Origin of the sequence: Stutzerimonas stutzeri (genome assembly GCF_000219605.1) — a bacterium.
Lineage (GTDB): Bacteria > Pseudomonadota > Gammaproteobacteria > Pseudomonadales > Pseudomonadaceae > Stutzerimonas > Stutzerimonas stutzeri.
On record NC_015740.1, the window covers coordinates 4,422,091 to 4,443,217 of the forward strand.

Sequence of the window (21,127 nt, forward strand, 5' to 3'; positions counted from 1 at the left end):
GCCAGAAAAAAGCGCCGCTGTAACCCCCCGAATGCCGGCCGCCAGTCCGCTCGCGACGAGAATGCCGAGCGGTTGCGCCACGCCCTCAGACCCGGAAGCGCGCCGCAAGGGCCTGCAGCTCGCCGCCCAGACGGGCCAGCTGCACGGTCGAGGCCGCGGTCTGCTGGGCAGCGGCGGCCGACTGGTCAGCCACATCGCGCACGCTGAGCACGCTGCGGTTGATGTCCTCGGCCACCGAACTCTGCTCCTCCGACGCGGTAGCGATCTGCAGGTTCATCGCCTGGATGGTGGAGATGGTGCGGGTGATGGCCTGCAGCTCCTCGCCGACATCCCGCGCCAGGCTGACCGTCTCGTCGGCCAGCCCGCGGCTGCTGTCCATCAGCGACGAGGCATGCAGCGCACCCTTCTGCAGGTTGCCGATCAGCTCCTCGATCTGCGCCGTGGACTGCTGGGTACGCTGCGCCAGGCTGCGCACCTCGTCGGCGACCACGGCGAAACCGCGCCCGGCATCACCAGCACGGGCCGCCTCGATGGCCGCGTTCAGTGCCAGCAGGTTGGTCTGTTCGGCGATGCCATTGATCACCGTGAGCACCGTGCTGATCCCTGCGGTCTCGCGGTTCAGCTGGGCCATGGCTTCGGCAGACAGGCCCACCTGGGAGGACAGCCGGTCGATCTGCGCCAACGCCCGTTGCACCACGATGTCGCCCTGAGCCGCCTGGCGGTCGGCGTGCTGGGCGGCACTGGAGGCCTCGTCGGCGTTGCGCGCCACCTCCTGCACGGTCGCTGCCATCTCGTGCATGGCAGTGGCGACCTGATCAGTCTCCAGGCGCTGGCTCTGGATACCGGCGCTGGTCTGCTCGGTCACCGTGGACAGTTCTTGCGCCGCACTGGCCAGCTGGCCGGTGATGGCGCTGATCCGGCCGATCAGGTCGCGCAGGCTGCCGCGGGTGCGCTCCAGCGCATCGAGCAGCTGACCGAACTCGTCGCTGCGCGGCTGCCGCGGCTGCTCGGTCATATCGCCTGCGCCGATGCGCTCGGCAATGCGTACCGCCTGGGCCAGCGGTTGCGTCAGCTGACGCACGATCAGCCAGCTGATCACCAGCCCCAGGGCTATCGCCAGCAGCGTGATGGCAAGCAGCAAGGCCTTCTTCTCGCCGGCTTCGGCGCTGCGTCGTTCGGTCTGCGACTGCACGATTTCATTGGTGTTGCGGTAGATGCTGTCGAAGATTTCCTGCATCTCCTGACGCGCCTGCACCTGAGCGGCGACGATGGGCGGCAGCTGGCCGAACTGGCGGATGTAGGTCGCCACCGAGTCACGCAACGGCTGCAGGTCCACGCCGGGTGTGCCGGCCAGCTGGGCATCGAGCCTGTCGACCGCCGCCTGCAACGTGCTGAACTGTTGCTGCAATTGCTGCAGCGACTGCTCGGTCTCGGTCATCAGATAGCCGCGCACCATGAAGCGCACCATGCGGTTGTGCTTGGAGACTTCACCGGCCTGCAGGCCGATGGCTGCGCTACGAGTATCCTCATGCAGGACCGGTGCGTCCGGTGTGCCGGCCCAGCGTGCCTCCAGCGCGGCGATCAGCGCATCCGAGGTGTTGCCGGCTTCCACCCAGCTGCTGCGGGTCTTCACCTTGCGCTCCCAGAGCGCCGCCAGATCGAGGAAACGCTGGCGGTAATGCTGCACGTCGGCGGCGATCGCCTGCAGGCGCTGCAGATCCTGTGGGTCGCTGAATTCCCCCTTCTGCTGCTGCACCAGTTCGACGATGCGCGCGACCGACTGCTCCACCGCTTCGACATGCAGCGGATCGCCGCGGGTTTCGAAACTGACCTGCGCGTAGCGAATCCGGTTGGCCTCATCCAGCAGGCGGGCCGCACTCTGCGCCCTGTCGCTGCGGGAGATCAGCGCGTCCATGCCGTAACTGCCGATCAGGGCGACGGCCAGGGTCAGCGCCAGAACGGCGGCGAAGCCGAGGGCCAGTTTGTGGCTGACCTTGAGAGTGTTCATCTTTCGACCTTCCTTGATGAACGCAAGCGCGCCCCGATGGGGGCGCGTTGCGGATGACGGTAAGTGACGACGGGAACGGCTCAGCCGAGCAGCCCGCGCATGACGAAGAACAGCAGTGATGGCCCGAGCAGGCAGCCCAGTGCGGTGTAGAACGCCGCGGTCAGGCAGCCATAGGGCACCAGCTTCGGATCGGTGGCCGCCAGGCCGCCGGCCACGCCGCTGGAGGTGCCGATCAGGCCGCCGAAGATCACCGCCGAGCGCGGGTTGTTCAGGCCGATCAGCGGGGCGACGAAGGGCGTGGCCACCATCACCAGGATCGCCTTGACCAGGCCGGCGGCGATCGACAGCGCCATCACCTCGGAGCTGGCGCCGATCGCCGCGCCGGTGACCGGGCCGACGATGTAGGTCACCGCACCGGTGCCGATGGTGGTGAGGCTGACCGCATCGGTGTAGCCGAGGGCGATTGCCACTGCGACACCGGCGATGAACGAGGAGAACACCCCGACGAACAGCGCCAGCACGCCCACCATCCCGGCGCGCTTGAGCTCTTCGACGCTGACGCCGAAGCCGGTGGCCACGATGGCGAAGTCACGCAGCATGGCGCCGCCGAGCAGGCCGATGCCAGAGAACAGGGCGATATCGACCAGGCCTTTCTGCCCGCCAGTCACCACACCGCCGATGTAGGACAGCAAGAGGCCGATGAGGATGGCGACGGCCGAGCCGTGCAGACGGCCCTTGGTAAGCTTGTCCGACAGCCAGTAGGACAGCCACATGGTTGCGCCGATGAGGGCGAAGCCGCTGATCATGCCGTAGCCGGTGACCACTTTCATGAGCGATTCGTACATGGCCATTACCCCCGTGCGCTGCTGGTGGTGGGCTTGGCGGTGGCAACCGGCTCGGCCTCAAGCTTTTTTCGGCCGATCCGGTCCAGTACCGGCACCAGGGCGAAGGCCAGCGCAACCGCGGCGACGCCGGCGAGGATCGCCATCGGGCCGCCAGCCAGGGCGCCGTAGACGTTCTGCTGCGCGGCCATGGCGACCACGATCGGGATGTACACGGCGCTCCAGAACTTGATGCCCTGCTCGGACTCCGGATTGAACAGGCCGCGTTTCTTCAGGTAGCTGCCGATGAGGATCAGCAGCACCATGGCGATACCCACGCCGCCGACGTTGGCCGGCACGCCGAGGAGCTTGCCGAGCAACTCGCCGACGAAGATGCCGGTGAGGGTACACAAGGCCAGGAAGGCCACACCAAAGATGATCATTGTTTTTGTCCTTTTTGGTTGCGCTGGCTGCAGAGGGCCAGGCGCGTGTTGTCGAGGTCGTTGTTGTTATCCATCGATCTGGGCGAAGGCTCGCCCGGGTGCTGCACGCGGTCTATCGGCTCTGGCTGCCCTCCTGACGCAGCAAGGCGTCCAGTGTGTCCAGCCGGGCGCCGTCGAAGGCAACCAGCGTACCCTGTTCGAAAACCCGCCGTGCCAGCCCGGTCAGCACCTGGCCTGGCGGCAGTTCGATGTGCAGCCGCACCCCGCGCTCGTAGGCGGTGCGCAGGGTGCCGTGCCAGTCGACGACGCGGCACATGTTGAAGGCCAGGTCGTCGCGCAGGCGCTCTGCGTCGAACAGCGGACGCGCCGACGAGCCGCTGAGGTAGCGAATCCGCGGGGCGCGCACCTCCACCTCGGTGAAGGCATCCGCCAGCCGCCGTGCCGGTTGCTCGAGCAGCGCGCAATGCGAGGGCACGCTCATCGCCAGGCGCCGCGTGCAGGAGGCGCCCAGCGCCTTGGCCCGCGCGGCGACCATGCCCATGGCGGCATCGCTGCCGGCGATGACGATCTGGTTGTCGGCGTTGATGTTGCCCAGGTAGACCGGGCCCTCGGCTTCGGCCAGCAGCGACTCGACCGTACCCAGCGACAGGCCGAGGATGGCAGTCATGCCGTAGCCCTCGGGATAGGCCTGCTGCATCAGCTCGCCGCGCAGGGTGACCAGGCGCAAGGCGTCGGCGAACGTCAGCGACTCGGCGACAACCGCCGCGGCATAGGCGCCGATGGACAGCCCGGCCACGTAGTCCGGCCGCTGGCCATCGCGCATCAGCAGGCGCGCTCCGGCGACACCGGCGATCAGCAGGCAGAGCTGCACTGCGCGGGTCGATTGCAGCGCCTCGGCCGTATCGAGCAGCAGCGCATCCTCGCCGAGCACGGCACTGGCCTCGGCCAGGGTCGCGGCGACTTCCGGCGCCTCGGGCAGCCGTTGCAACATGCCGGGCTTTTGCGCGCCCTGACCGGGAAAGGCGAACAGGCTGCTCATGCGGCCCGCTCCGCAGCCCAGGGATCGCTCACCAGACGCGGTCCTTCGGCGGTCTTGACCAGCACCCGTGCGGCGCCACCGGCCCATTCGCCGAGCGCCACACCGCCCAGCGGGGTTTCCAGTTGCAGGTCGACGCGGCAGGCGCGGCCTTCGAGCAGCTGCAGCAGCGGGCGCGCCTCGCTGCGCGGCAGCGGCCGTTCGGCCCTGAGCAGCAGGTCCAGATCGCTGTCCGGATGCGCCGCCGACAAGCCGGTGGCGAGCTGGAAGCCGGCCGAGCCGGTGACACCCCAGGCATGGCCGAGGGCATCGAGCAGCGGACGCAGGCCAGCCAGCACGCGGAACACCGGCAGGTCTTCGCTGGCGCGACGATCGAGCAGCTGCTCCGGTGTCAGCCGATGGCTGATCGCGGCGATCGGCATCAGCGCGGCCAGACGCTGGTCTCGCGTGGCCCCACGCAGGCCGACCGCCACCTGCCCTGGCGCGACGACGGCACGACGCACCACCACCGGCTGGCCGGCGGCGAGCACGGCCACCGCCCAGGCCGGGGCATCGGCCGGCAACTGCTCGGGACGCATACCCCAGAGCAGGTCGTGGGGGCGAGGTGTGTCGTGCATCTACAGCCTCCTCGTGATTATTGTTGTCGAGTCGCTGATACGGGTTCGGCGAATACGCCGCTCAGGTGTTCGTTACCACTGCGCGCGCAACAGCTCGCGCACCCGCGACGACGCCTCGCGATTCGGCGCGCCGAGACGGCCGCGCAGATCGCTGCTGCCACCGATGTCCACGACGGCCTTGGCGAGACAGTCGCGCACACGCGCCAGATCATCCGCCGAGGGCTGCTCGATGCTGTCCACGGCGAGGGTTTCCCAGAGCAGGCCGAGGGTCGCGTAGTTGTCGATGTCGTAGGCCATCGGCGGCACCGATTCGGCCAGGGCTTCCAACTCCTCGACGCTGCGCAGGGTGATGCGCGCCGCGGCGGCCTTGCCCATGGCATGCACCATCACGCCCGGATCGCGCAGGGCGATGATCCGCTGGGCCTGATAGCCATGAGCGAGAAAGGCGCCGGACATGGCCTTGCCCACCAGCAGCGCGATCACCGGGTGCCCGGCCAGCCGTGCGCGGGCATAGCCGTCCACCGCGCCGGCCAGCGCCTGATGAATGCCGAGGGCTTCTTCGCGGCGGCCATAGGCCTGGCTCGGCACGTCGACCACGGCGACCACCACACGCTTGTCCGCCTTGTCGCGATCGGCCGCGATCACCTCGCCCAGCGCCTGGCCCAGCGCCCAGCCTTCCAGCAGACCGACCTCGCCATTGCGCGCGCGCGGAAAGGGATTCTCGGCGTCCGGCACCACGGCGATATAGCGGGCGGCGCGCTCACCGAGCGTGCCGTCGACCACCTTCACCGAGGCCGGATAGCCCGCCAGTGCCTGACCGCCGGCCAGGGCTTGCAACCAGTTCAGTCCACGGCTCATTGGGCATCTCCTTCGTAGAGGGCACGCACGGCGGCGGCATCGAGCTGCGTGCGGGTGTCGACGTCGGCCAGGCGCTGGAGGTACCAGGCGTGGCGGCGGCTGCGCGGCTGCAGCGGCTTGCCGAGGGCGAACAGTTCGTGCAGTTGCGCGCGGATGGCGTCGGTGTCGTCGGCCACGTAGGCATCCACCAGCCCCGAGGCATAGCGCTGCTCACCGCCGGTCAGGCTCCAGATGAAGGGGCGGTCGCGCGAGTCGTACTCGTCGAGCCCGGCTTCCTGCTCGATCACCTGCGGGCCATTGAGGCCGACGCGGGCTTCGCGGGTGACGACCAGGTAGCTGCACAGCCCGGCGGCGATGGACATGCCACCGAAGCAGCCGACGGAACCGGCGACCACGCCGATCACCGGCTGGTAGTCGCGCAGCTCGACGATGGCCGCCTGGATCTCGGCGATGGCGGCCAGGCCCAGGTTGGCCTCCTGCAAACGCACGCCGCCGGTTTCCAGCAGGAGCACGGCCCGGGTCGGGATGCCGTTGCGGTTGTCTTCGGCAGCCAGTTCCAGCAAGCCTGCGATCTTCGCGCCGCCGACTTCGCCCATGCTGCCGCCCTGGAAGGCGCCTTCGATGGCGGCGATCACCGCCGGCTGGCCGTCAATGGTGCCCTTGGCGACCACCACGCCGTCGTCGGCCTGGGTGACGATGCCCTGCTTCGGCAGCCAGGGCGAGGTGACGCGATCGAACGGATCGAGCAATTCGCGGAAGCTGCCCTCGTCCAGCAGTGCGCGGGCACGCTGGCGGGCACCGAGTTCGACGAAGCTGCGCGACTCGAGTAAACGGGCCACGGTGTTAGCGGACACATCAGTCATGGCCGACCTCCTCCAGTCCCTGCTCCAGGCGCAGACGCACTACGCCGGGCGTGGCCCCAAAATCGTGAATATCGATGTTCAATGCCGGTGGCGTCTGCTCGCGGAACATCCGCTCGAACAGGCTCTTCCAGCGTTGCTCGGCACCATTGACCGAGGTGACTACCTGGATCGCCAGCTTGCCGGCCTGGCCGGGTTCCAGCAGCACTTCCAGATCGCCCGAGCCGACCACGCCGACCAGGGCCTTGCCGCGGGCGGGTTGCCCGGCGGCGAATTCGAAAGACAGGGTTTCCATGTTCAGTTGCTCCCAGTCGGCGCCGGCGCATGCGGCGCCAGACGGTCGAGGAAAAGGGTGGCGGCCAGGAGGTCGGCGGCGCCCCCCGGCGAGGCTTTGAGGGCGAGCATGTCGCGATCGAGCAGGCGCAGCTGGCGACGACCGGCGAGGCTGGCGGCACCACCGGCTTCGAGCACGGCGCGGGCACCGGCCTGCATGCGGGTCAGCCCTTCAAGACCGGCGCGATGCAGCACGCAGGTGTCGGTCAGGCTGCTCATGATCGCCAGCAGTGCATCGAGCCTGGCGTTCTGCTCGCCGGCGCCGGCGCGGCGACTGGCCAGGAGCTGCGGCAAGCCGTGTTCGATGACCGCGGGAAAGCCGTGCTGCGCCTGTTCGCGGGCGCCGAGCACGCCGTAGCGACGGCAGACCCGCGCGCCGTGGCTGTCCGGGTTGTGCGGCGCGGCAGGGTCGTCCAGCCGCGCCAGGGCGGCCGCGCTGGCGACGATCCCGCCGGCCGAAGCGCCGCTTTCCAGCATGGCCGCCGCGCTGAGCAGCCCCAGCGCCCAGATCGCGCCGCGATGGGTGTTGACCCCGGCGGTGACGCGCAACATCTCCGCTTCGCCGTCGCGGCCCAGCTGCCCGAGGGTTTCCCGCAGCGCCTGGCTGACCCGACCTTCGCTCCGCGCGGCATCGGCCATGGCGGCGAACGCCGGCCACAGCGACTGCGCCGAGGCGTGCATCAGCCCCAGGTGCAGATCGCTGTGCGCGCCACTGCCGCGCCGGTCGACCAGCCCCGGCTTGGGCGACAGATCGGCCTCGTCGACCAGCGCCTGCACCGCCAGATCGGCCAGGCGCTCGGCCGCGGACGGCGCCTGTCGTGCAATGAGTGCGCTCATCACCAGCTCCTGAACTTGGCAGGCGGGTTGTAGAGGCCGCCGGACCACTCCACCAGCTCGGCAATGCTCTTGGCGGCGAGCAGTTCGCGGGTGGCGTCGTTACGGCGGATGCCGAGGTCTTCCGGCAGGGCGATCAGCCCCTCGCGGCGCATGCGCTCGGTGTCCTTCGGGTTGTGCCGCAGGCCTATGCTGGTGACGCCGGCCACCGCGGCGATCATCGCCTGGCGTTCCTCCAGCGAGCGGGCCTTGTACAGGTAGGCGATGCCTTCCTCGGTGAGCAGATGGGTGACGTCGTCGCCGTAGATCATGATCGGCGCCAGCGGCATGCCGCTCTTCTTCGCCACCTCCACCGCGTCGAGCTGCTCGACGAAGGTGGGTTTGCCGCCTTCCTGGAAGGTCTCGACCATCTGCACCACGAGCTTCTTGCCGCGCTCGAGCATGGTCACCGGGGCCTCGCCGCCGGGCATGGCCATGTCCAGCCAGGCCGGGGTCGGATGGCGGCGACCGCGTGGATCGTGGCCCATGTTTGGCGCACCGCCGAAACCGGCCAGGCGGCCGCGGGTGACGGTGGAGGAATGCCCATCACCATCAACCTGCAGGGTGGCGCCGATGAACAGGTCCACGGCGTACTGCCCGGCCAGCTGGCACATCATGCGATTGGAGCGCATCGAGCCGTCGCGGCCGGTGAAGAACACGTCCGGGCGCTGGGCGATGTAGTTCTCCATACCCAGCTCGGTGCCGAAGCAATGCACGCTCTCGACCCAGCCAGTCTCGATCGCCGGGATCAGCGTCGGGTGCGGGTTGAGCGTCCAGTTGCGGCAGATCTTGCCTTTCAGGCCGAGGGATTCGCCGTAGGTTGGCAGGATCAGCTCGATGGCCGCGGTGTTGAAACCGATGCCGTGGTTGAGCGACTGCACGTTGTGTTTTTCGTAGATGCCGCGGATCGCCATCATCGCCATCAGCACGTGCACCGGCTTGATGTGGCGCGGGTCGCGGGTGAACAGCGGCTCGATGTAGAACGGCTTGTCCGCCACCACGACGAAATCGACCCAGCTCGCCGGGATGTCCACGCGCGGCAGCTCGTCGACGATCTCGTTGACCTGGACGATGACGATGCCGTCGCTGAAGGCGGTCGGCTCGACCAGCGCCGGGGTGTCTTCGGTGCTGGGGCCGGTGTAGATGTTGCCGTGGCGATCGGCCTGGAAGCCGGCCACCAGCGCGACGTTGGGGATCAGGTCCACCAAGAGGCGCGAGTAGAGTTCGATGTAGGTGTGGATGGCGCCGACTTCCAGCAGGCCGTCTTCGAGCAGCTGGCTGATGCGCAGGCTCTGCGGGCCGGCGAAGGAAAAGTCGAGCTTGCGCGCGATCTGCCGCTCGAACAGATCCAGGTGCTCGGCGCGGCTGACGCTCGGCATGATCATGTGCAGGTCGTGCAGCTTGCCGGGGTCGGCCTTGGCCAGGGAGCGGGAGAGGAAGTCCGCCTGCTTCTGGTTGTTGCCCTCGAGCACCACCCGGTCGCCAGGGGCGACCAAGAGTTCCAGGGCCTCGACGATCCGCTCGCTGGGCAGCACCACGCCATCGGCGAGGCTCTGCACCTGATCGAGACGACGGGCTTTTTCAGCGCGACGACGCGACCACTGCGGCGGTGGGGAGATTGTTGTTGTCATGGCGACTCCACAGGTTTTCCGCTTTGTGGAGCGCACAGTAGGGAGGTGACCGAAAGGTCATCAATCAAGCAGCGGGCGTGACCGTTACGATCAGGTTAACGATGTGTCTGGATCGGCACGTTGGCCGACGCGGCGCTGCCGCGCCACGTCGGCGGCAGGCAATTTACTTGTCGCGATCGATATTGAACGGCGACCAGGCCTGGCGGGTGGGCATCACTTCCAGGCGGTTGATGTTGATGTGATCCGGCAGGGTGGCAACGTAGAAGATCTGCTCGGCGATGTCCTCGGCGGTCAGCGGCGTGGTGCCGCGGTACAGCCGGTCGCTGGCGGCCTGATCGCCCTTGGTGCGCACCAGGGTGAATTCGGTTTCGGCCATTCCCGGCGCGATGTCGGTGACGCGCACGCCGGTGCCGAGCAGGTCGCAGCGCAGGTTGTAGCCGAACTGCTCGACGAAGGCCTTGGTCGCACCGTAGACGTGGCCGCCCGGATACGGCCAGTGGCCGGCCACCGAGCCGATGTTGACGATGCTGGCGCCCTTGCCGGTGGCGATCAGCGTCGGCAGCAGCGCGTGGGTGACGTTGACCAGGCCGGTGATGTTGGTGTCGATCATGGTGTGCCAGTCGGCGAGATCGACTTGTTGCGCCGGCTGCGGCGCCAGTGCCAGGCCGGCGTTGTTGACCAGGCAATCGATCTGGCGGAATTCGGCCGGCAGCTGCGCCACCACCTCCTGCACCGCGCCGGCCTGGCGCACGTCGAGCGTGGCGATATGCACCGGCACCTTCGCCGACAGCTCGCCCTTCAGCTCTTCCAGACGCTCGCTGCGCCGCCCGGTGAGCACCAGCGCCCAGCCGGCCTCGGCGAAGCGGCGGGCGGTGGCACGGCCGAAGCCGGAGGTGGCGCCGGTGATGAATACGATCTTCTGTTTCATGCTTTTCCTCTTTCTCTGAAATGCCTGCTGTCGTGTAGGCGACGCGGCACAGGGGCGCAGTGACGGCGTCCAGCTTAGGGGGCGTTGCTGCGCCAGGCAAAGCACGGCGTGCGCTGATCGCCCGAAATGCGGCCATGCCGCCGTCGCGCAGCCGCCTTATACTCGCGCCCATCTGCCCGAAATCAGGAGCCCAATGATGCGAGGCCGCTTGATCTACCTGATCGGGCCATCCGGTGCCGGCAAGGACAGCCTGCTGGACGCCGCCCGCGAGTCGCTGGCTGGCCGTGGTGTGCGCATCGCGCGACGGGTCATCACCCGCTCGGCCGAAGCCGTCGGCGAGGCGGCGCATTCGGTGTCGCCGCAGGAATTCGAGCGTCTCGAGGCGCAGGGCGCCTTTGCCCTCAGCTGGCGGGCCAACGGTCTGGCGTATGGCATTCCGGCAGAGATCGATGAGTGGCTGGCGTCCGGCGAACAGGTGCTGGTCAATGGGTCGCGCGGCTACCTGGCAACGGCACGGGAGCGTTATCCAGACCTGCTGGCGGTGCTGCTCAGCGTCGAGCAGGACGTATTGCGCCAGCGCCTGCATGCACGCGGACGGGAGACGGCGGAACAGATCGAGTCACGGCTGGCGCGCAACGCGCTGTTCGCCGGCGAACTGGACGACTACATCCGCCTGGACAACTCGACGCCGCTGACTGAAAGCGTCGAACGCCTGCTGGCGTTGATCGATGAGCATGTGCCAAGGGACTGAGCGTGGCGCCCCGCTGGGCCTCACAGCACTACCCGGCGTCAACCAGAGCCACCCTTGAATGCGCTGCCTCACCGCCCCGGCTGCGGACGGAAACCCGGTACGCCGCTCGGGCGGTCGACACGGGCGGCCGGCATGCTGCAGTTGAGGTCGCGAAAGGGCTGGTCGTCGAGCCGTTGCCAGCCTTCGCCGGGCGAAGTCTGGCGGCAGATGACGGTACCGTCGACGATGCTCTGCCAACGGTAATAGGGTGCCGGCGCAGCGCTGGCGGCGACGGACAGGAGCAGGCAGAAGGCGGTCAGGAAAGTGCGCATGGCGGTGTTCGGCGGAACGATGGCGCCACTGTAATTCATCCGCCGTGCATGGCAAGCGCCGTCCGGCGCGCTCAGTACCAGACCCTGGCCGCCTCGCGCATGAAGATCTCCACGGTCTTCGGCCCGACGCCTTCGAACGCCGCCAGCCGCCGCTCCAGCTCCTTGCGGTTCTCGCTGAGCTCATGGATGCGCCCGAGTTTGCCGCCATACTCGTGGTTGAGCTTCTCGCAGAGCTTGAGCAGTCGCTCGGCGGTGGATTCGTCGTAGCGTACATAGCGCCCCTCGCCGAGCATGTTCACCAGCTGCTGCCAGCTGCAATTGCCCAGTTTTCGCGGCGTATCGCGCTTGTGCTTGTCGACGATGACGCGATACGCCTCGGCGGCGATGTCCTGCTGGATGCGCTTGCCGAACAGGAAGCTGGCGACGAACCACTTGAACAGCGCGGGCTCGCCGTCGCCCATGTCGATGCCCAGATCTTTGGCGCTGATTTCCGCACTCATCAGGCGCCCTCCCCTCGAACGATTGTCTGCATTCGAAGCCGTGCTTTCGGGCAAGTTTCCCCCTTGCCTGAGTCCTGATGAGCGGTTTTTTGCCTATACCGTTCATCCGATAGGCGGATTCTTGCCTAACGCTTCCCTTCAGGGAGGCAACAGCCCCTGTAGCAGGGGGCTCGCACAGGCTGGCACGCCTTCTGCTACTGGCAATGTGCTCGATGCGATTCCAACGACAAGAAGAGCTGCCAGCGATACCCACCTCCCGGGCCCGGCCCCGGTGTCATCGCCCCTCTGCTTGTACGTCTGGCGCGTTCCCCGAACGCGGCATCGTCTATCGTCAACATGCTGCGCCAATCAATAAAAACGAAACGGAGATCCATCCATGAGACTGACCAAACGCTTGGGCCTGCTCGCTGCCGCTGCGGCCTTCACCGCCAGCACCGCGGCCGTCGCTGCACCGACCTTCATCAACATCCTCACCGGCGGCACCAGCGGCGTGTACTACCCGATCGGCGTGGCCCTGTCGCAGCAGTACAACAAGATCGACGGCGCCAAGACTTCGGTGCAGGCCACCAAGGCCTCGGTAGAGAACCTCAACCTGCTGCAGGCCGGTCGCGGCGAGCTGGCCTTCTCCCTGGGTGACTCGGTGGAAGATGCCTGGAACGGTGTCGAGGATGCCGGCTTCAAGGCCCCGCTCAAGCGCCTGCGCGCCATTGCCGGTACCTACAACAACTACATCCAGATCGTCGCCAGCGCCGAATCCGGCATCAAGACCCTGGAAGACCTGAAGGGCAAGCGCATCTCCGTCGGCGCGCCGAAGTCCGGCACCGAGCTGAACGCCCGCGCGATCTTCAAGGCCGCCGGCCTGGACTACAAGGACATGGGCCGCGTCGAGTTCCTGCCCTACGCCGAGTCGGTCGAGCTGATCAAGAACCGCCAGCTCGACGCCACGCTGCAGTCCTCGGGCCTGGGCATGGCCGCCATCCGCGACCTGGCCAGCACCATGCCGGTGACCTTCGTCGAAATCCCGGCCGCCGTGGTCGAGAAGATCGAGAGCGATGCCTACCTGGCGGGCGTGATTCCGGCCGGCACCTATGACGGTCAGGACGCCGACGTCCCCACCGTGGCCATCACCAACATTCTGGTGACCCACGAGAAGGTCTCCGATGAAGTGGCTTACCAGATGACCAAGCTGATGTTCGACAACCTGGCCGCCCTGGGTAACGCCCACTCCGCCGCCAAGGACATCAAGCTGGAAAACGCCACCAAGAACCTGCCGATCCCGCTGCACCCGGGCGCCGAGCGCTTCTACAAGGAAGCCGGGGTTCTCAAGTAACCCAGCGCTGAACGACGGGCTGAGCAGGCCCTAGCGCCTGCTCCAGCCCGCTCCTTGTAGCAGCAGGCTTGCCCGCGTTGCCTCGTTGGCAAGCCTGCTTCTACAGGCATCCCCTTGCAGTGAGAGAGTGATACCCATGAGCGAAAGCCAAGGGCTGCATGCCAGCCCCAGCGAATGGCCGAGGGCGCTGTTCTACGTCGCCCTGCTGTTCTCCATCTATCAGATCGTCACCGCCGCCTTCCACCCGGTGTCCAGCCAGGTGCTGCGCGCCGGTCACGTCGGTTTCCTGCTGCTGCTGGTGTTTCTCTGCTACCCGGCGCGCGGCACCGGCAAGCCGTTCCAGCCAGTGGCCTGGGTGCTCGGCCTGGCCGGTTTCGCCACCTTCTTCTACCAGTGGTATTTCGAGGCGGACCTGATCCAGCGCTCCGGCGACATGACCACCACCGACATGGTGGTCGGCCTGACGCTGATCGTGCTGGTGTTCGAGGCCGCACGCCGCGTCATGGGCATTGCGCTGCCGATCATCTGCGGGCTGTTCCTCGCCTACGGCCTGTTCGGCGAGTACCTGCCCGGTGATCTCGCGCACCGCGGCTATTACATGGATCAGATCGTCAACCAGCTGTCGTTCGGCACCGAAGGCCTGTACGGCACGCCGACCTACGTTTCGGCGACCTACATCTTCCTGTTCATCCTGTTCGGCTCGTTCCTCGAGCAGGCGGGCATGATCAAGCTGTTCACCGACTTCGCCATGGGCCTGTTCGGCCACAAGCTGGGCGGCCCGGCCAAGGTGTCGGTGGTGTCCTCGGCATTGATGGGCACCATCACCGGTTCCGGCGTGGCCAACGTGGTCACCACCGGCCAGTTCACCATCCCGCTGATGAAGCGCTTCGGCTATCGCCCGGCCTTCGCCGGCGGCGTCGAGGCCACGTCCTCGATGGGCAGCCAGATCATGCCGCCGGTGATGGGTGCGGTGGCCTTCATCATGGCCGAGACCATCAACGTGCCCTTCGTCGAGATCGCCAAGGCCGCGCTGATTCCGGCGCTGCTGTACTTCGGCTCGGTGTTCTGGATGGTCCACCTGGAAGCCAAGCGCGCCGGTCTCAAGGGCCTGCCGAAAGACGAGTGCCCGAGTGCCTGGGCCGCGGTGAAGGAGCGCTGGTACCTGCTGATCCCGCTGCTGGTACTGGTCTGGCTGCTGTTCTCCGGGCGCACCCCGATGTTCGCCGGCACCATTGGCCTGTCGCTGACAGCCATCGTCATCCTCGGCTCGGCGATCATCCTCAAGGTCTCTTCGTTCGGCCTGCGCATTGCCTTCTGGATCGCCCTCGGCCTGCTCTGCGCCGGGTTCTTCCAGCTCGGCATCGGGGTGATCTTCGGCGTCATCGCCGCGCTGGTGGTGGTGTGCTGGTTCATCAAGGGCGGTCGCGACACCCTGGTCATCTGCCTGCACGCGCTGGTGGAAGGCGCACGCCATGCGGTGCCGGTGGGGATCGCCTGCGCCCTGGTCGGCGTGATCATCGGCGTGGTCTCGCTGACCGGCGTGGCCTCGACCTTCGCCGGCTACATCCTGGCCGTCGGCGAAAACAACCTGTTCCTCTCGCTGCTGCTGACCATGCTGACCTGCCTGGTGCTGGGCATGGGCATCCCGACGATCCCGAACTACATCATCACCAGCTCGATCGCCGCGCCCGCGCTGCTCGACCTGGGTGTGCCGCTGATCGTCTCGCACATGTTCGTCTTCTACTTCGGCATCATGGCCGACCTCACCCCGCCGGTGGCGCTGGCCTGCTTCGCCGCCGCGCCGATCGCCAAGGAGAGGGGCCTGAAGATCAGCATGTGGGCCATCCGCATCGCCATCGCCGGTTTCATCGTGCCGTTCATGGCGGTGTATAACCCGGCGCTGATGATGCAGGGCGGCGACTGGGGCGCCACGCTGTACATGCTGTTCAAGGCGGCCTTCGCCGTCGGCCTGTGGGGCGCCGTGTTCACCGGTTACCTGCAGCGGCCCATGGCGCTGTGGGAAAAGGTCCTCGCCTTCGCCGCAGCCGCCTCGATGGTGCTGGCGATGCCGATCAGCGATGAAATCGGCTTCGGCCTGGGCGCGCTGTTCCTTATCCAGCACTTCTGGCGCGCCCGTCGCGCCGAGCCGGCGGCGGCGTGATCGGTCTGTGCCTGGGGCTGGCAGGCGTGGTGTGGGCCGAAGTGCCCACCCCCGCCTTCACCCTGGCGTGGAACCACACCATCGAGAAGATCCGCTGGGAAGAGGATTACCGCGTGACGCCGGACGGGCTGCTGCTCGGCGAAGCGCGGGTCAAGGGTTCTGGCGCCGGGATGGAAATCCCGGATGACGCCGAACTGCGCGACGGGGCCTGGCACTACCAGCGCCGGATGCCCGCGTTGCCGCTCCTGCGCCTGGGGCGAACCCCCGAGGCGGGAGATTACCAACTGTGTTTTGACCAGCGTTGCCACGCCATGAGCGAATGGCTCGGCCCGCCACAAGCGGACCAGCCGGCGCTGGAAGTCTGGGGCTGTACCGTGCAAACGGCGAGTGTCGGGAACGATTGACCGGCTGGCCGGTGATCGTTGAGGTGGGGTGTTCGCGCAAGCGGCACCCCTTTTTCTTTGGTTCTTTTCCGGCCAGGCAAGGCTGGGTGCGCTGGATGAACGGTTTGTTTGATAGCGCTTAGCGAGTCGCCTGAAAGTCTGGTTTCGCCCTGCTGGGCGAGTTTCTTTTGGCAGTCGCCCCAAAAGAAACCAAAAGGTCTTTCCCCTGCCATCCGGCCCCGCGCTTCGCGCGGGGTACGTTCGCTCCATCGCTGCTCCAGGGGTCGGCTTACAAGGGCCATCCATGGCCCTTTAAGCCTTTCGCCGCATCCCTGCGGCTCAACCCCTTACACAGCGATTCCACTCACCCTCCTGATGGGGCGCTTGCGTATCGCCTGATACTCTGTGCGAACAACAGCAACAACATGAGAAGCCCTAGGGCTCTCGGGAGCCACTACTGCAATCCTATGGCAGACGCATTGAGCAGCGCGGTAGCGCCGGGGGCAGCTTTCTACTCAAGGGGCTTGGGGACAATTAACGAATTCTTGGCTTGGTTTTTAAATAACGCTTTTTGTGCACAGGGATTCAGGCGACTCCATACGCCCCTTCAGGAGGGTGAACGAAGCCGTCGTGGAGAGGGGCGAGCCGCAGGGATGCGGCGAGAGCCGTATAGGGCCATGGATGGCCCTTGTACGGCGACCCTCGGAGCGGCGGCGTAGTGAACGAACCCGGAGCGAAGCGCAGGGCCGGATGCAGGGGCAAAGCGTTTTTGGTTACTTTTTCCGCGTCTGGAAAAAGTGACTCGCCCAGCAGGGCGAAACCAAGCTTTCAGGCAACTCGCCAAGCGCCATGAAGCAAAGCCTGCCAGCCGCCGCCACTATATCCGCCGTCACAAGACAACAAGGCAGCCATTCCCCGCCCACAAAAAAGACGCACACCCCTTTCGGTGGTGTGCGCCAAAGCGTCCCGCTCGCACGCTGTTACTTGGTCTGCATGATCAGATCGCGGCGCATCAGCGTCTTGATCTTCACCAGATGGTCGTCTTCCTGGGTCTTGGCCTTCGTGAAGCTATCGGCAATGTTCGGATGGCCCGCCGCCTGCGCCAGCTCGATCAACAGCTCCCAGGCCGCGTTGTCGGTCAGCTCCACGGTCAGAAGCGCATTCAGGCACTGGTCGACGTTGGTCCGCGGGTCGGTCAGCACGTTGACGATTCCCAGGGACATGGCCCCGACGACATCGGCGCAAGGGGTCTGCGCGGTCGGGTCGGCGCCGAGGGTTTCGATCGCCTGGTGCACCAGCATCATGTGCTCGTGCTCCTCGTTGCGGATGTGCATGAGCGTATCGACCAGGGCGGTGTCCGGCGTGTCGAGCGCCTTGACCTTGGCGATCATCGCTTCGTACAGACGCACCCCGTTGCGCTCGTAGGCCAGGCGCTCGCCCAGCTTGTCGAGAAACACCTCGGGGCTCTTGCCGCGCATCATGTCGAAGCCGGTCTTGAGCATGCCCTTGGCCGAACCCGGCACCGGCACGGAGCCGATGCGGTCGGCCTCGGCGGCGCGTTCGGTGCGCTCGACCAGCATGCCGCGCTCATCACCCGGCACGTCCGGATGAATCTCGTTGACCGCCTCGAGCAGGCGCTTGGTGTCCTTCGGGGACATCTGCACGCCGGTGAAGTTGGAACCCACTTTCGCTGCTGTAGCCATGATCGTCTCCTCAGGAAGCCTTGCGCATCAGTTCGCCACCCGGCGCCCACTGGTAGCCCGCCGAGACGATGTCCGAGGCGAGCCCTTCCGAGGCGAGGTGGTTGCGGTAATCCAGCGAGGACTGCGGCTCCTTGGCCTTGTCCACGTAGGCGGGGCCGGCGGTACGCAGGTTGACCTCGGCGGCCAGTACCTGGCGCACGAAATCGCGCTGGCTCTTGAACTCGACCATCTTCGGCAGCGGGCCGGCGAGCACCTCGGCCGGGTCGCGGCCTTCGAGCTTCTTGAACCATTCGCAGGCGACATTGAGGTGGCCCAGCTCATAGTCGAGGAAGCGCTCCCACATGGCCTTGATGCGCGGATTGGTCTCCTGCTCGGCGCAGCTGGCGTACATGTAGACTTCCATCGCCTCGTGCACCAGCCACTTCTCCATATGGCTTTCGCTGGGGTCGGAGAGCGCGCCGTACTGGGTCACGTGCTGCTCTTCCACCGACGCGATCTCGGCATACAGCTGGCGCGCCAGCGGGTCGGCGAACAGCGGGCCGATGTTCATGTAGTAGTCGTGGGTCTGGTATTCCGCGCCGGTGATCAGCGCTGCGTGGATCTTGGTGATGAGCGCGGCGGAGTTCTTCTCGTAGTTGTCCCGGATGTCGTTTTCCGGATGACGATGGTGCTCCGATGTTTTCCGCCCGGGCACGATGTCGGTATAGCCCTGCAGGATGTTGTTGGCATCCTTGCCCTCGAGGCGATCGAGCATCGCCGAGTAGCGGTACAGGTGATCGAAGTCTTCCAGCAGGCCGAAGCGATAGGTCTGCGCCTGGTAGGGGTCGGGCTCGTTCTGCGCCACAGCGGCGGTCACCTCGATGGCCACCTGCTCGTAGGCCACAGTGGTTTCCAGTGGCGAGTGGTCGGCGCCGATCAGCCAGTTGACCATGGTTGCCTGGTGCTGCTCGACGCGGCGGATCTCGGCCAGCGGCAGGCGCAGCTCCTTGTTGAAGCGCGCAATGCCGTGCTTGAGGCGCAGGGCGTCGGTCTCGACGCCGTTCATGAGGATGATGCGCACACGGGTAAACGCATCGTCATCGAGCTTGCTGATCGGCTTGCCGGCCATTTCCTTCCATGTGAACTTCTGCTTCTCCAGTGGCGTGCCTTTGTTGTCGAGAATTCCGGAAATGGTCTCCATGGAGCCTCCGTTGTTATGCGTGGGAATCAGGCATAGGGGGATCGCCGCGTGAAAATTGCGCGACCTATAGAGGGGACCGGAGGGGCTGAAAAATGATTCGCGCCGTTCAGCGGGTCGCCAGATCGCAGCCGATGAACGGTAAATTGCAGATTTTCGAAACACAGGGCATCAGACGACGTAACCCGCGCGGTTGCCGGGCGCGCCGTTTCGCTTGTTCATTCGGCCAGTTGCATAAGCGCCTGTTCCCGCTCGTCGGCAGGGCGTTTGGCCAGTGCGGCGACCGCCTCGTGGAAACGTTCCCAGTCGCGCCCATTCGCGTCGAACAGCGCGGCGAAGGCCGGCACCCAGCGGTCGTACAGGCCGAACGGCACCAGGGTGGCATTGTTCAGCGGCTGGGCGAACCAGCGGTCGAAACGCGCGTCGCCACCCCACGAACCATCACGTAGGGTGCGATAGCGCTGGCGCAGCGCAGCGAACTCGGCCTGTTTGAGGCCCTCCAGTTCCGCCGCCGGCCGCCCCGAGGCATACAGCGAGGCAAGACGCTCGCGGGTGTCGAGCAGCAGTTGCACCAGCTGCCGATAACGCTCGCGACCCTGCTCGTCCGGTTCGGCGAGGCCTCGACTGGCGCGCCACTGCCGCAGCCCTTCGCGCTCGACGAAGGTGGCATAGGACTCGTTGAACGCTGTATCGCCGGGCAGGTACAGCTGCTGGTGCGCCAGTTCGTGGAACACCAATGCGGCCAGCTGCTCGTCGTTGCGCCGCAACATCGAACTGAGCAGCGGGTCGGCGAACCAGCCGAGGGTGGAATAAGCCTCGACGCCGGCGACGTGGGTGTCCAGCCCGGCCATGCGCAGGCGCGCCGCCTCGCCGCGGGCGGCGCCCTGGCGGAAGTAGCCGCGATAGGCGACGCAGCCGGCGATCGGGAAGCAATGTTCCACCGGCTTGACCGAATAGGCCTCGGTGGCGAACAGGTTCCACACCACATAGGGCCGCTGGATATCGGCGTAGACGCGATAGCTGCGGTTGTCCGGCAGGCCCAGCGCGGTGCTGGCGAAGCCCCGCGCCTCGAGCACCCCAGCCAGGCGCTGGCGCAGCGCCGGATCGCGCGACTCGTCGGCCAGCAGCGTCTCGATCACCTCACGCTGGCGCAGCAGCTCGACCTGGCCGACCGCCAGCTGAGTGTAATAGGCGCAGCCATTCAGACAGACGGCAAGCAGCAGGGGAACCCAGCGCAGGGTGCGGCTGTCGATCAAGGCGGCGTTGGGCTTGGTCATCGGATGAACCGGTCGGTGGTCGGGGCTGGCGCCGGCGCGCTTGGCGCACCCTACAAAGGCCCTGCCGTGCAATGCAACCGCGGCAGCATGCGCCTCCACTTCGATTTCTCACCGGGCCGGATGGTTGCGGCCGGAGCTTCTCACATGCGCGGTTTCGTTCTTGTCCCGTTGATCGCCCTCCTCGCTGGCTGCTCGTCCTGGATGCCCAAGCCCGACCCGCAACAGGCCTGGGTCGACCTCGACCCGAACGGCCAAACCACGCTGCAGGCCGTGGCCGTGGACGGCAGGACACTGGACGACGACCGCTTCTTCCAGGTCCCGCCCGGCAGCCGCCGCTTGGAGATGCGCTACCGCTTCGACGTCGACGGCGCCAACATCGGCCCCGGCAGCAGCTCGCTGGCCCGCGACTGCAAGCTGACCCTGGAATACGACCAGTTCACCGCCGGCGCACGCTATCGCCTGGTGGCCGGCGGCTACGGCTTCCGCCCCTGGGCCAAGCTCTATGACCAGCACCAGTACGTGCTGGCCCGTGCCGAGGAAAAGGGCTGCGGCGACCTCGCCGGCCGCTGAGCCGCGTTGAAATGCGCCGCCATCTGGCGCACGCTCGGCAGTAGAGGTGAGGCGCCGTGCGCCCCTCGCCCAGCCGCCGAGGAAATCCAGCCATGCGCCAGCCACTTTCCCTCGCGCTGTTCAGCCTGCTTCTGGCGGGCTGTGCCGGGCCCCTGCCGCAACACGACCCGAACATGGCCTGGGTCGACCTGCGCGCGCAGACCATCGATGTATTCATGTCCGATCGCCTGGATGGCAAGCGCACCCACGACGGCCGCTACTTCCAGGTTCCGCCGGGCAGCCATGAACTCGAAGCCAACTATGAATTCGAAGTCAGTGGCGGCGGGCCAAACCTGTTCGCCGAAACCCAGACCATGCGTTGCACCATGGTGGTGCGCTACGACCAGTTCGAAGCGGGCAAGCGCTACTTGTTCCAGGCCCGCTCGCTGGGCTTCACGCCGCAGGGCTGGCTGCTCGACGACGAGCGCAACGTGCTGGTCGAAGCCAAGGCCGAGCACTGCCGCTAGAGCCGGCACGCCAGCGCTAACCGACCGAACCTGAACGCGCGCGTCCAGGT

Annotated in this window: 22 protein-coding genes; 6 read left to right on the top strand and 16 right to left on the bottom strand. The window is 66.7% G+C overall.

Annotated features, from left to right (window positions below):
* Positions 1–85: 85 nt before the first annotated feature.
* The 11 genes from PSTAB_RS20295 to PSTAB_RS20345 form a co-directional block, all read right to left on the bottom strand.
* Entirely contained in the window at positions 86–2,008 is a 1,923-nt protein-coding gene (locus tag PSTAB_RS20295; protein ID WP_013984454.1) for a methyl-accepting chemotaxis protein, read from the bottom strand.
* Positions 2,009–2,088: 80 nt separating this feature from the next.
* Entirely contained in the window at positions 2,089–2,853 is a 765-nt protein-coding gene (gene madM, locus PSTAB_RS20300) for a malonate transporter subunit MadM (protein ID WP_041772022.1), read from the bottom strand.
* A 5-nt stretch (positions 2,854–2,858) separates the two neighbouring features.
* Entirely contained in the window at positions 2,859–3,272 is a 414-nt protein-coding gene (gene madL / locus PSTAB_RS20305) for a malonate transporter subunit MadL (RefSeq protein WP_013984456.1), read from the bottom strand.
* A gap of 112 nt (positions 3,273–3,384) precedes the next feature.
* Positions 3,385–4,311 carry a malonate decarboxylase subunit epsilon gene (gene mdcH, locus PSTAB_RS20310; RefSeq protein ID WP_013984457.1) on the bottom strand — a complete coding sequence of 309 codons (927 nt, stop codon included), beginning with the start codon at positions 4,309–4,311 and terminating at the stop codon, positions 3,385–3,387.
* On the bottom strand, positions 4,308–4,925 hold the full coding sequence (locus PSTAB_RS20315; RefSeq protein ID WP_013984458.1) for a malonate decarboxylase holo-ACP synthase: 618 nt from the start codon (positions 4,923–4,925) through the stop codon (positions 4,308–4,310). The genes mdcH and PSTAB_RS20315 overlap by 4 nt, the downstream gene beginning before the upstream one ends.
* Before the next feature lie 72 nt (positions 4,926–4,997).
* The gene (gene mdcE / locus PSTAB_RS20320; RefSeq protein ID WP_013984459.1) at positions 4,998–5,783 is read right to left on the bottom strand and encodes a biotin-independent malonate decarboxylase subunit gamma; all 786 of its coding nucleotides are present in this window, start codon (positions 5,781–5,783) and stop codon (positions 4,998–5,000) included.
* Positions 5,780–6,646, bottom strand: a complete 867-nt coding sequence (locus PSTAB_RS20325) for a biotin-independent malonate decarboxylase subunit beta (protein ID WP_013984460.1) — start codon at positions 6,644–6,646, stop codon at positions 5,780–5,782. Before PSTAB_RS20325 ends, mdcE begins: the two co-directional genes overlap by 4 nt.
* On the bottom strand, positions 6,639–6,938 hold the full coding sequence (locus tag PSTAB_RS20330) for a malonate decarboxylase subunit delta (protein WP_003281886.1): 300 nt from the start codon (positions 6,936–6,938) through the stop codon (positions 6,639–6,641). The genes PSTAB_RS20325 and PSTAB_RS20330 overlap by 8 nt, the downstream gene beginning before the upstream one ends.
* A gap of 2 nt (positions 6,939–6,940) precedes the next feature.
* A complete protein-coding gene (locus tag PSTAB_RS20335) occupies positions 6,941–7,813 on the bottom strand; it encodes a triphosphoribosyl-dephospho-CoA synthase (RefSeq protein WP_013984461.1) in 873 nt (290 codons plus the stop codon).
* Entirely contained in the window at positions 7,813–9,480 is a 1,668-nt protein-coding gene (mdcA, locus tag PSTAB_RS20340) for a malonate decarboxylase subunit alpha (protein WP_013984462.1), read from the bottom strand. Before mdcA ends, PSTAB_RS20335 begins: the two co-directional genes overlap by 1 nt.
* A gap of 163 nt (positions 9,481–9,643) precedes the next feature.
* Positions 9,644–10,408, bottom strand: a complete 765-nt coding sequence (locus PSTAB_RS20345) for an SDR family oxidoreductase (protein ID WP_013984463.1) — start codon at positions 10,406–10,408, stop codon at positions 9,644–9,646.
* 196 nt (positions 10,409–10,604) lie between these two features.
* On the opposite strand from PSTAB_RS20345, the gene phnN reads away from it, so the two are divergent.
* Complete coding sequence (phnN, locus tag PSTAB_RS20350) at positions 10,605–11,159, top strand: phosphonate metabolism protein/1,5-bisphosphokinase (PRPP-forming) PhnN (protein WP_013984464.1); 555 nt, start codon at positions 10,605–10,607, stop codon at positions 11,157–11,159.
* A gap of 68 nt (positions 11,160–11,227) precedes the next feature.
* Here the strand turns inward: phnN and PSTAB_RS20355 are convergent, their stop codons facing one another.
* On the bottom strand, positions 11,228–11,470 hold the full coding sequence (locus PSTAB_RS20355; RefSeq protein ID WP_026006479.1) for a hypothetical protein: 243 nt from the start codon (positions 11,468–11,470) through the stop codon (positions 11,228–11,230).
* A 71-nt stretch (positions 11,471–11,541) separates the two neighbouring features.
* Complete coding sequence (locus tag PSTAB_RS20360) at positions 11,542–11,970, bottom strand: DNA methylase (protein ID WP_013984466.1); 429 nt, start codon at positions 11,968–11,970, stop codon at positions 11,542–11,544.
* A gap of 376 nt (positions 11,971–12,346) precedes the next feature.
* Here PSTAB_RS20360 and PSTAB_RS20365 point away from each other — a divergent pair, with 376 nt between their 5' ends.
* From PSTAB_RS20365 to PSTAB_RS20375, 3 genes are all read left to right on the top strand, one after another.
* Positions 12,347–13,300, top strand: a complete 954-nt coding sequence (locus PSTAB_RS20365) for a TAXI family TRAP transporter solute-binding subunit (protein ID WP_013984467.1) — start codon at positions 12,347–12,349, stop codon at positions 13,298–13,300.
* 136 nt (positions 13,301–13,436) lie between these two features.
* Positions 13,437–15,461, top strand: coding sequence for a TRAP transporter permease (locus tag PSTAB_RS20370; RefSeq protein WP_013984468.1), 2,025 nt, complete (start codon positions 13,437–13,439; stop codon positions 15,459–15,461).
* Positions 15,458–15,865 carry a DUF1850 domain-containing protein gene (locus PSTAB_RS20375; protein WP_013984469.1) on the top strand — a complete coding sequence of 136 codons (408 nt, stop codon included), beginning with the start codon at positions 15,458–15,460 and terminating at the stop codon, positions 15,863–15,865. Before PSTAB_RS20370 ends, PSTAB_RS20375 begins: the two co-directional genes overlap by 4 nt.
* Before the next feature lie 959 nt (positions 15,866–16,824).
* On the opposite strand, the gene PSTAB_RS20380 is transcribed toward PSTAB_RS20375, so the two are convergent.
* The 3 genes from PSTAB_RS20380 to PSTAB_RS20390 all read right to left on the bottom strand — a co-directional run bounded on the left by PSTAB_RS20380 (position 16,825) and on the right by PSTAB_RS20390 (position 20,001).
* Complete coding sequence (locus PSTAB_RS20380) at positions 16,825–17,547, bottom strand: ferritin-like domain-containing protein (RefSeq protein WP_013984470.1); 723 nt, start codon at positions 17,545–17,547, stop codon at positions 16,825–16,827.
* Between the two features lie 10 nt (positions 17,548–17,557).
* Positions 17,558–18,727 (bottom strand): hypothetical protein, encoded by a 1,170-nt coding sequence (locus tag PSTAB_RS20385; protein WP_013984471.1) that lies wholly within the window; start codon positions 18,725–18,727, stop codon positions 17,558–17,560.
* A gap of 215 nt (positions 18,728–18,942) precedes the next feature.
* The gene (locus tag PSTAB_RS20390; protein WP_013984472.1) at positions 18,943–20,001 is read right to left on the bottom strand and encodes an aminopeptidase; all 1,059 of its coding nucleotides are present in this window, start codon (positions 19,999–20,001) and stop codon (positions 18,943–18,945) included.
* Positions 20,002–20,145: 144 nt separating this feature from the next.
* Between PSTAB_RS20390 and PSTAB_RS20395 the strand changes: the two genes are divergently transcribed.
* Positions 20,146–20,571 (top strand): PA0061/PA0062 family lipoprotein, encoded by a 426-nt coding sequence (locus PSTAB_RS20395; RefSeq protein ID WP_013984473.1) that lies wholly within the window; start codon positions 20,146–20,148, stop codon positions 20,569–20,571.
* A 92-nt stretch (positions 20,572–20,663) separates the two neighbouring features.
* The gene (locus tag PSTAB_RS20400; protein WP_013984474.1) at positions 20,664–21,077 is read left to right on the top strand and encodes a PA0061/PA0062 family lipoprotein; all 414 of its coding nucleotides are present in this window, start codon (positions 20,664–20,666) and stop codon (positions 21,075–21,077) included.
* The last annotated feature ends 50 nt before the right edge of the window (positions 21,078–21,127 follow it).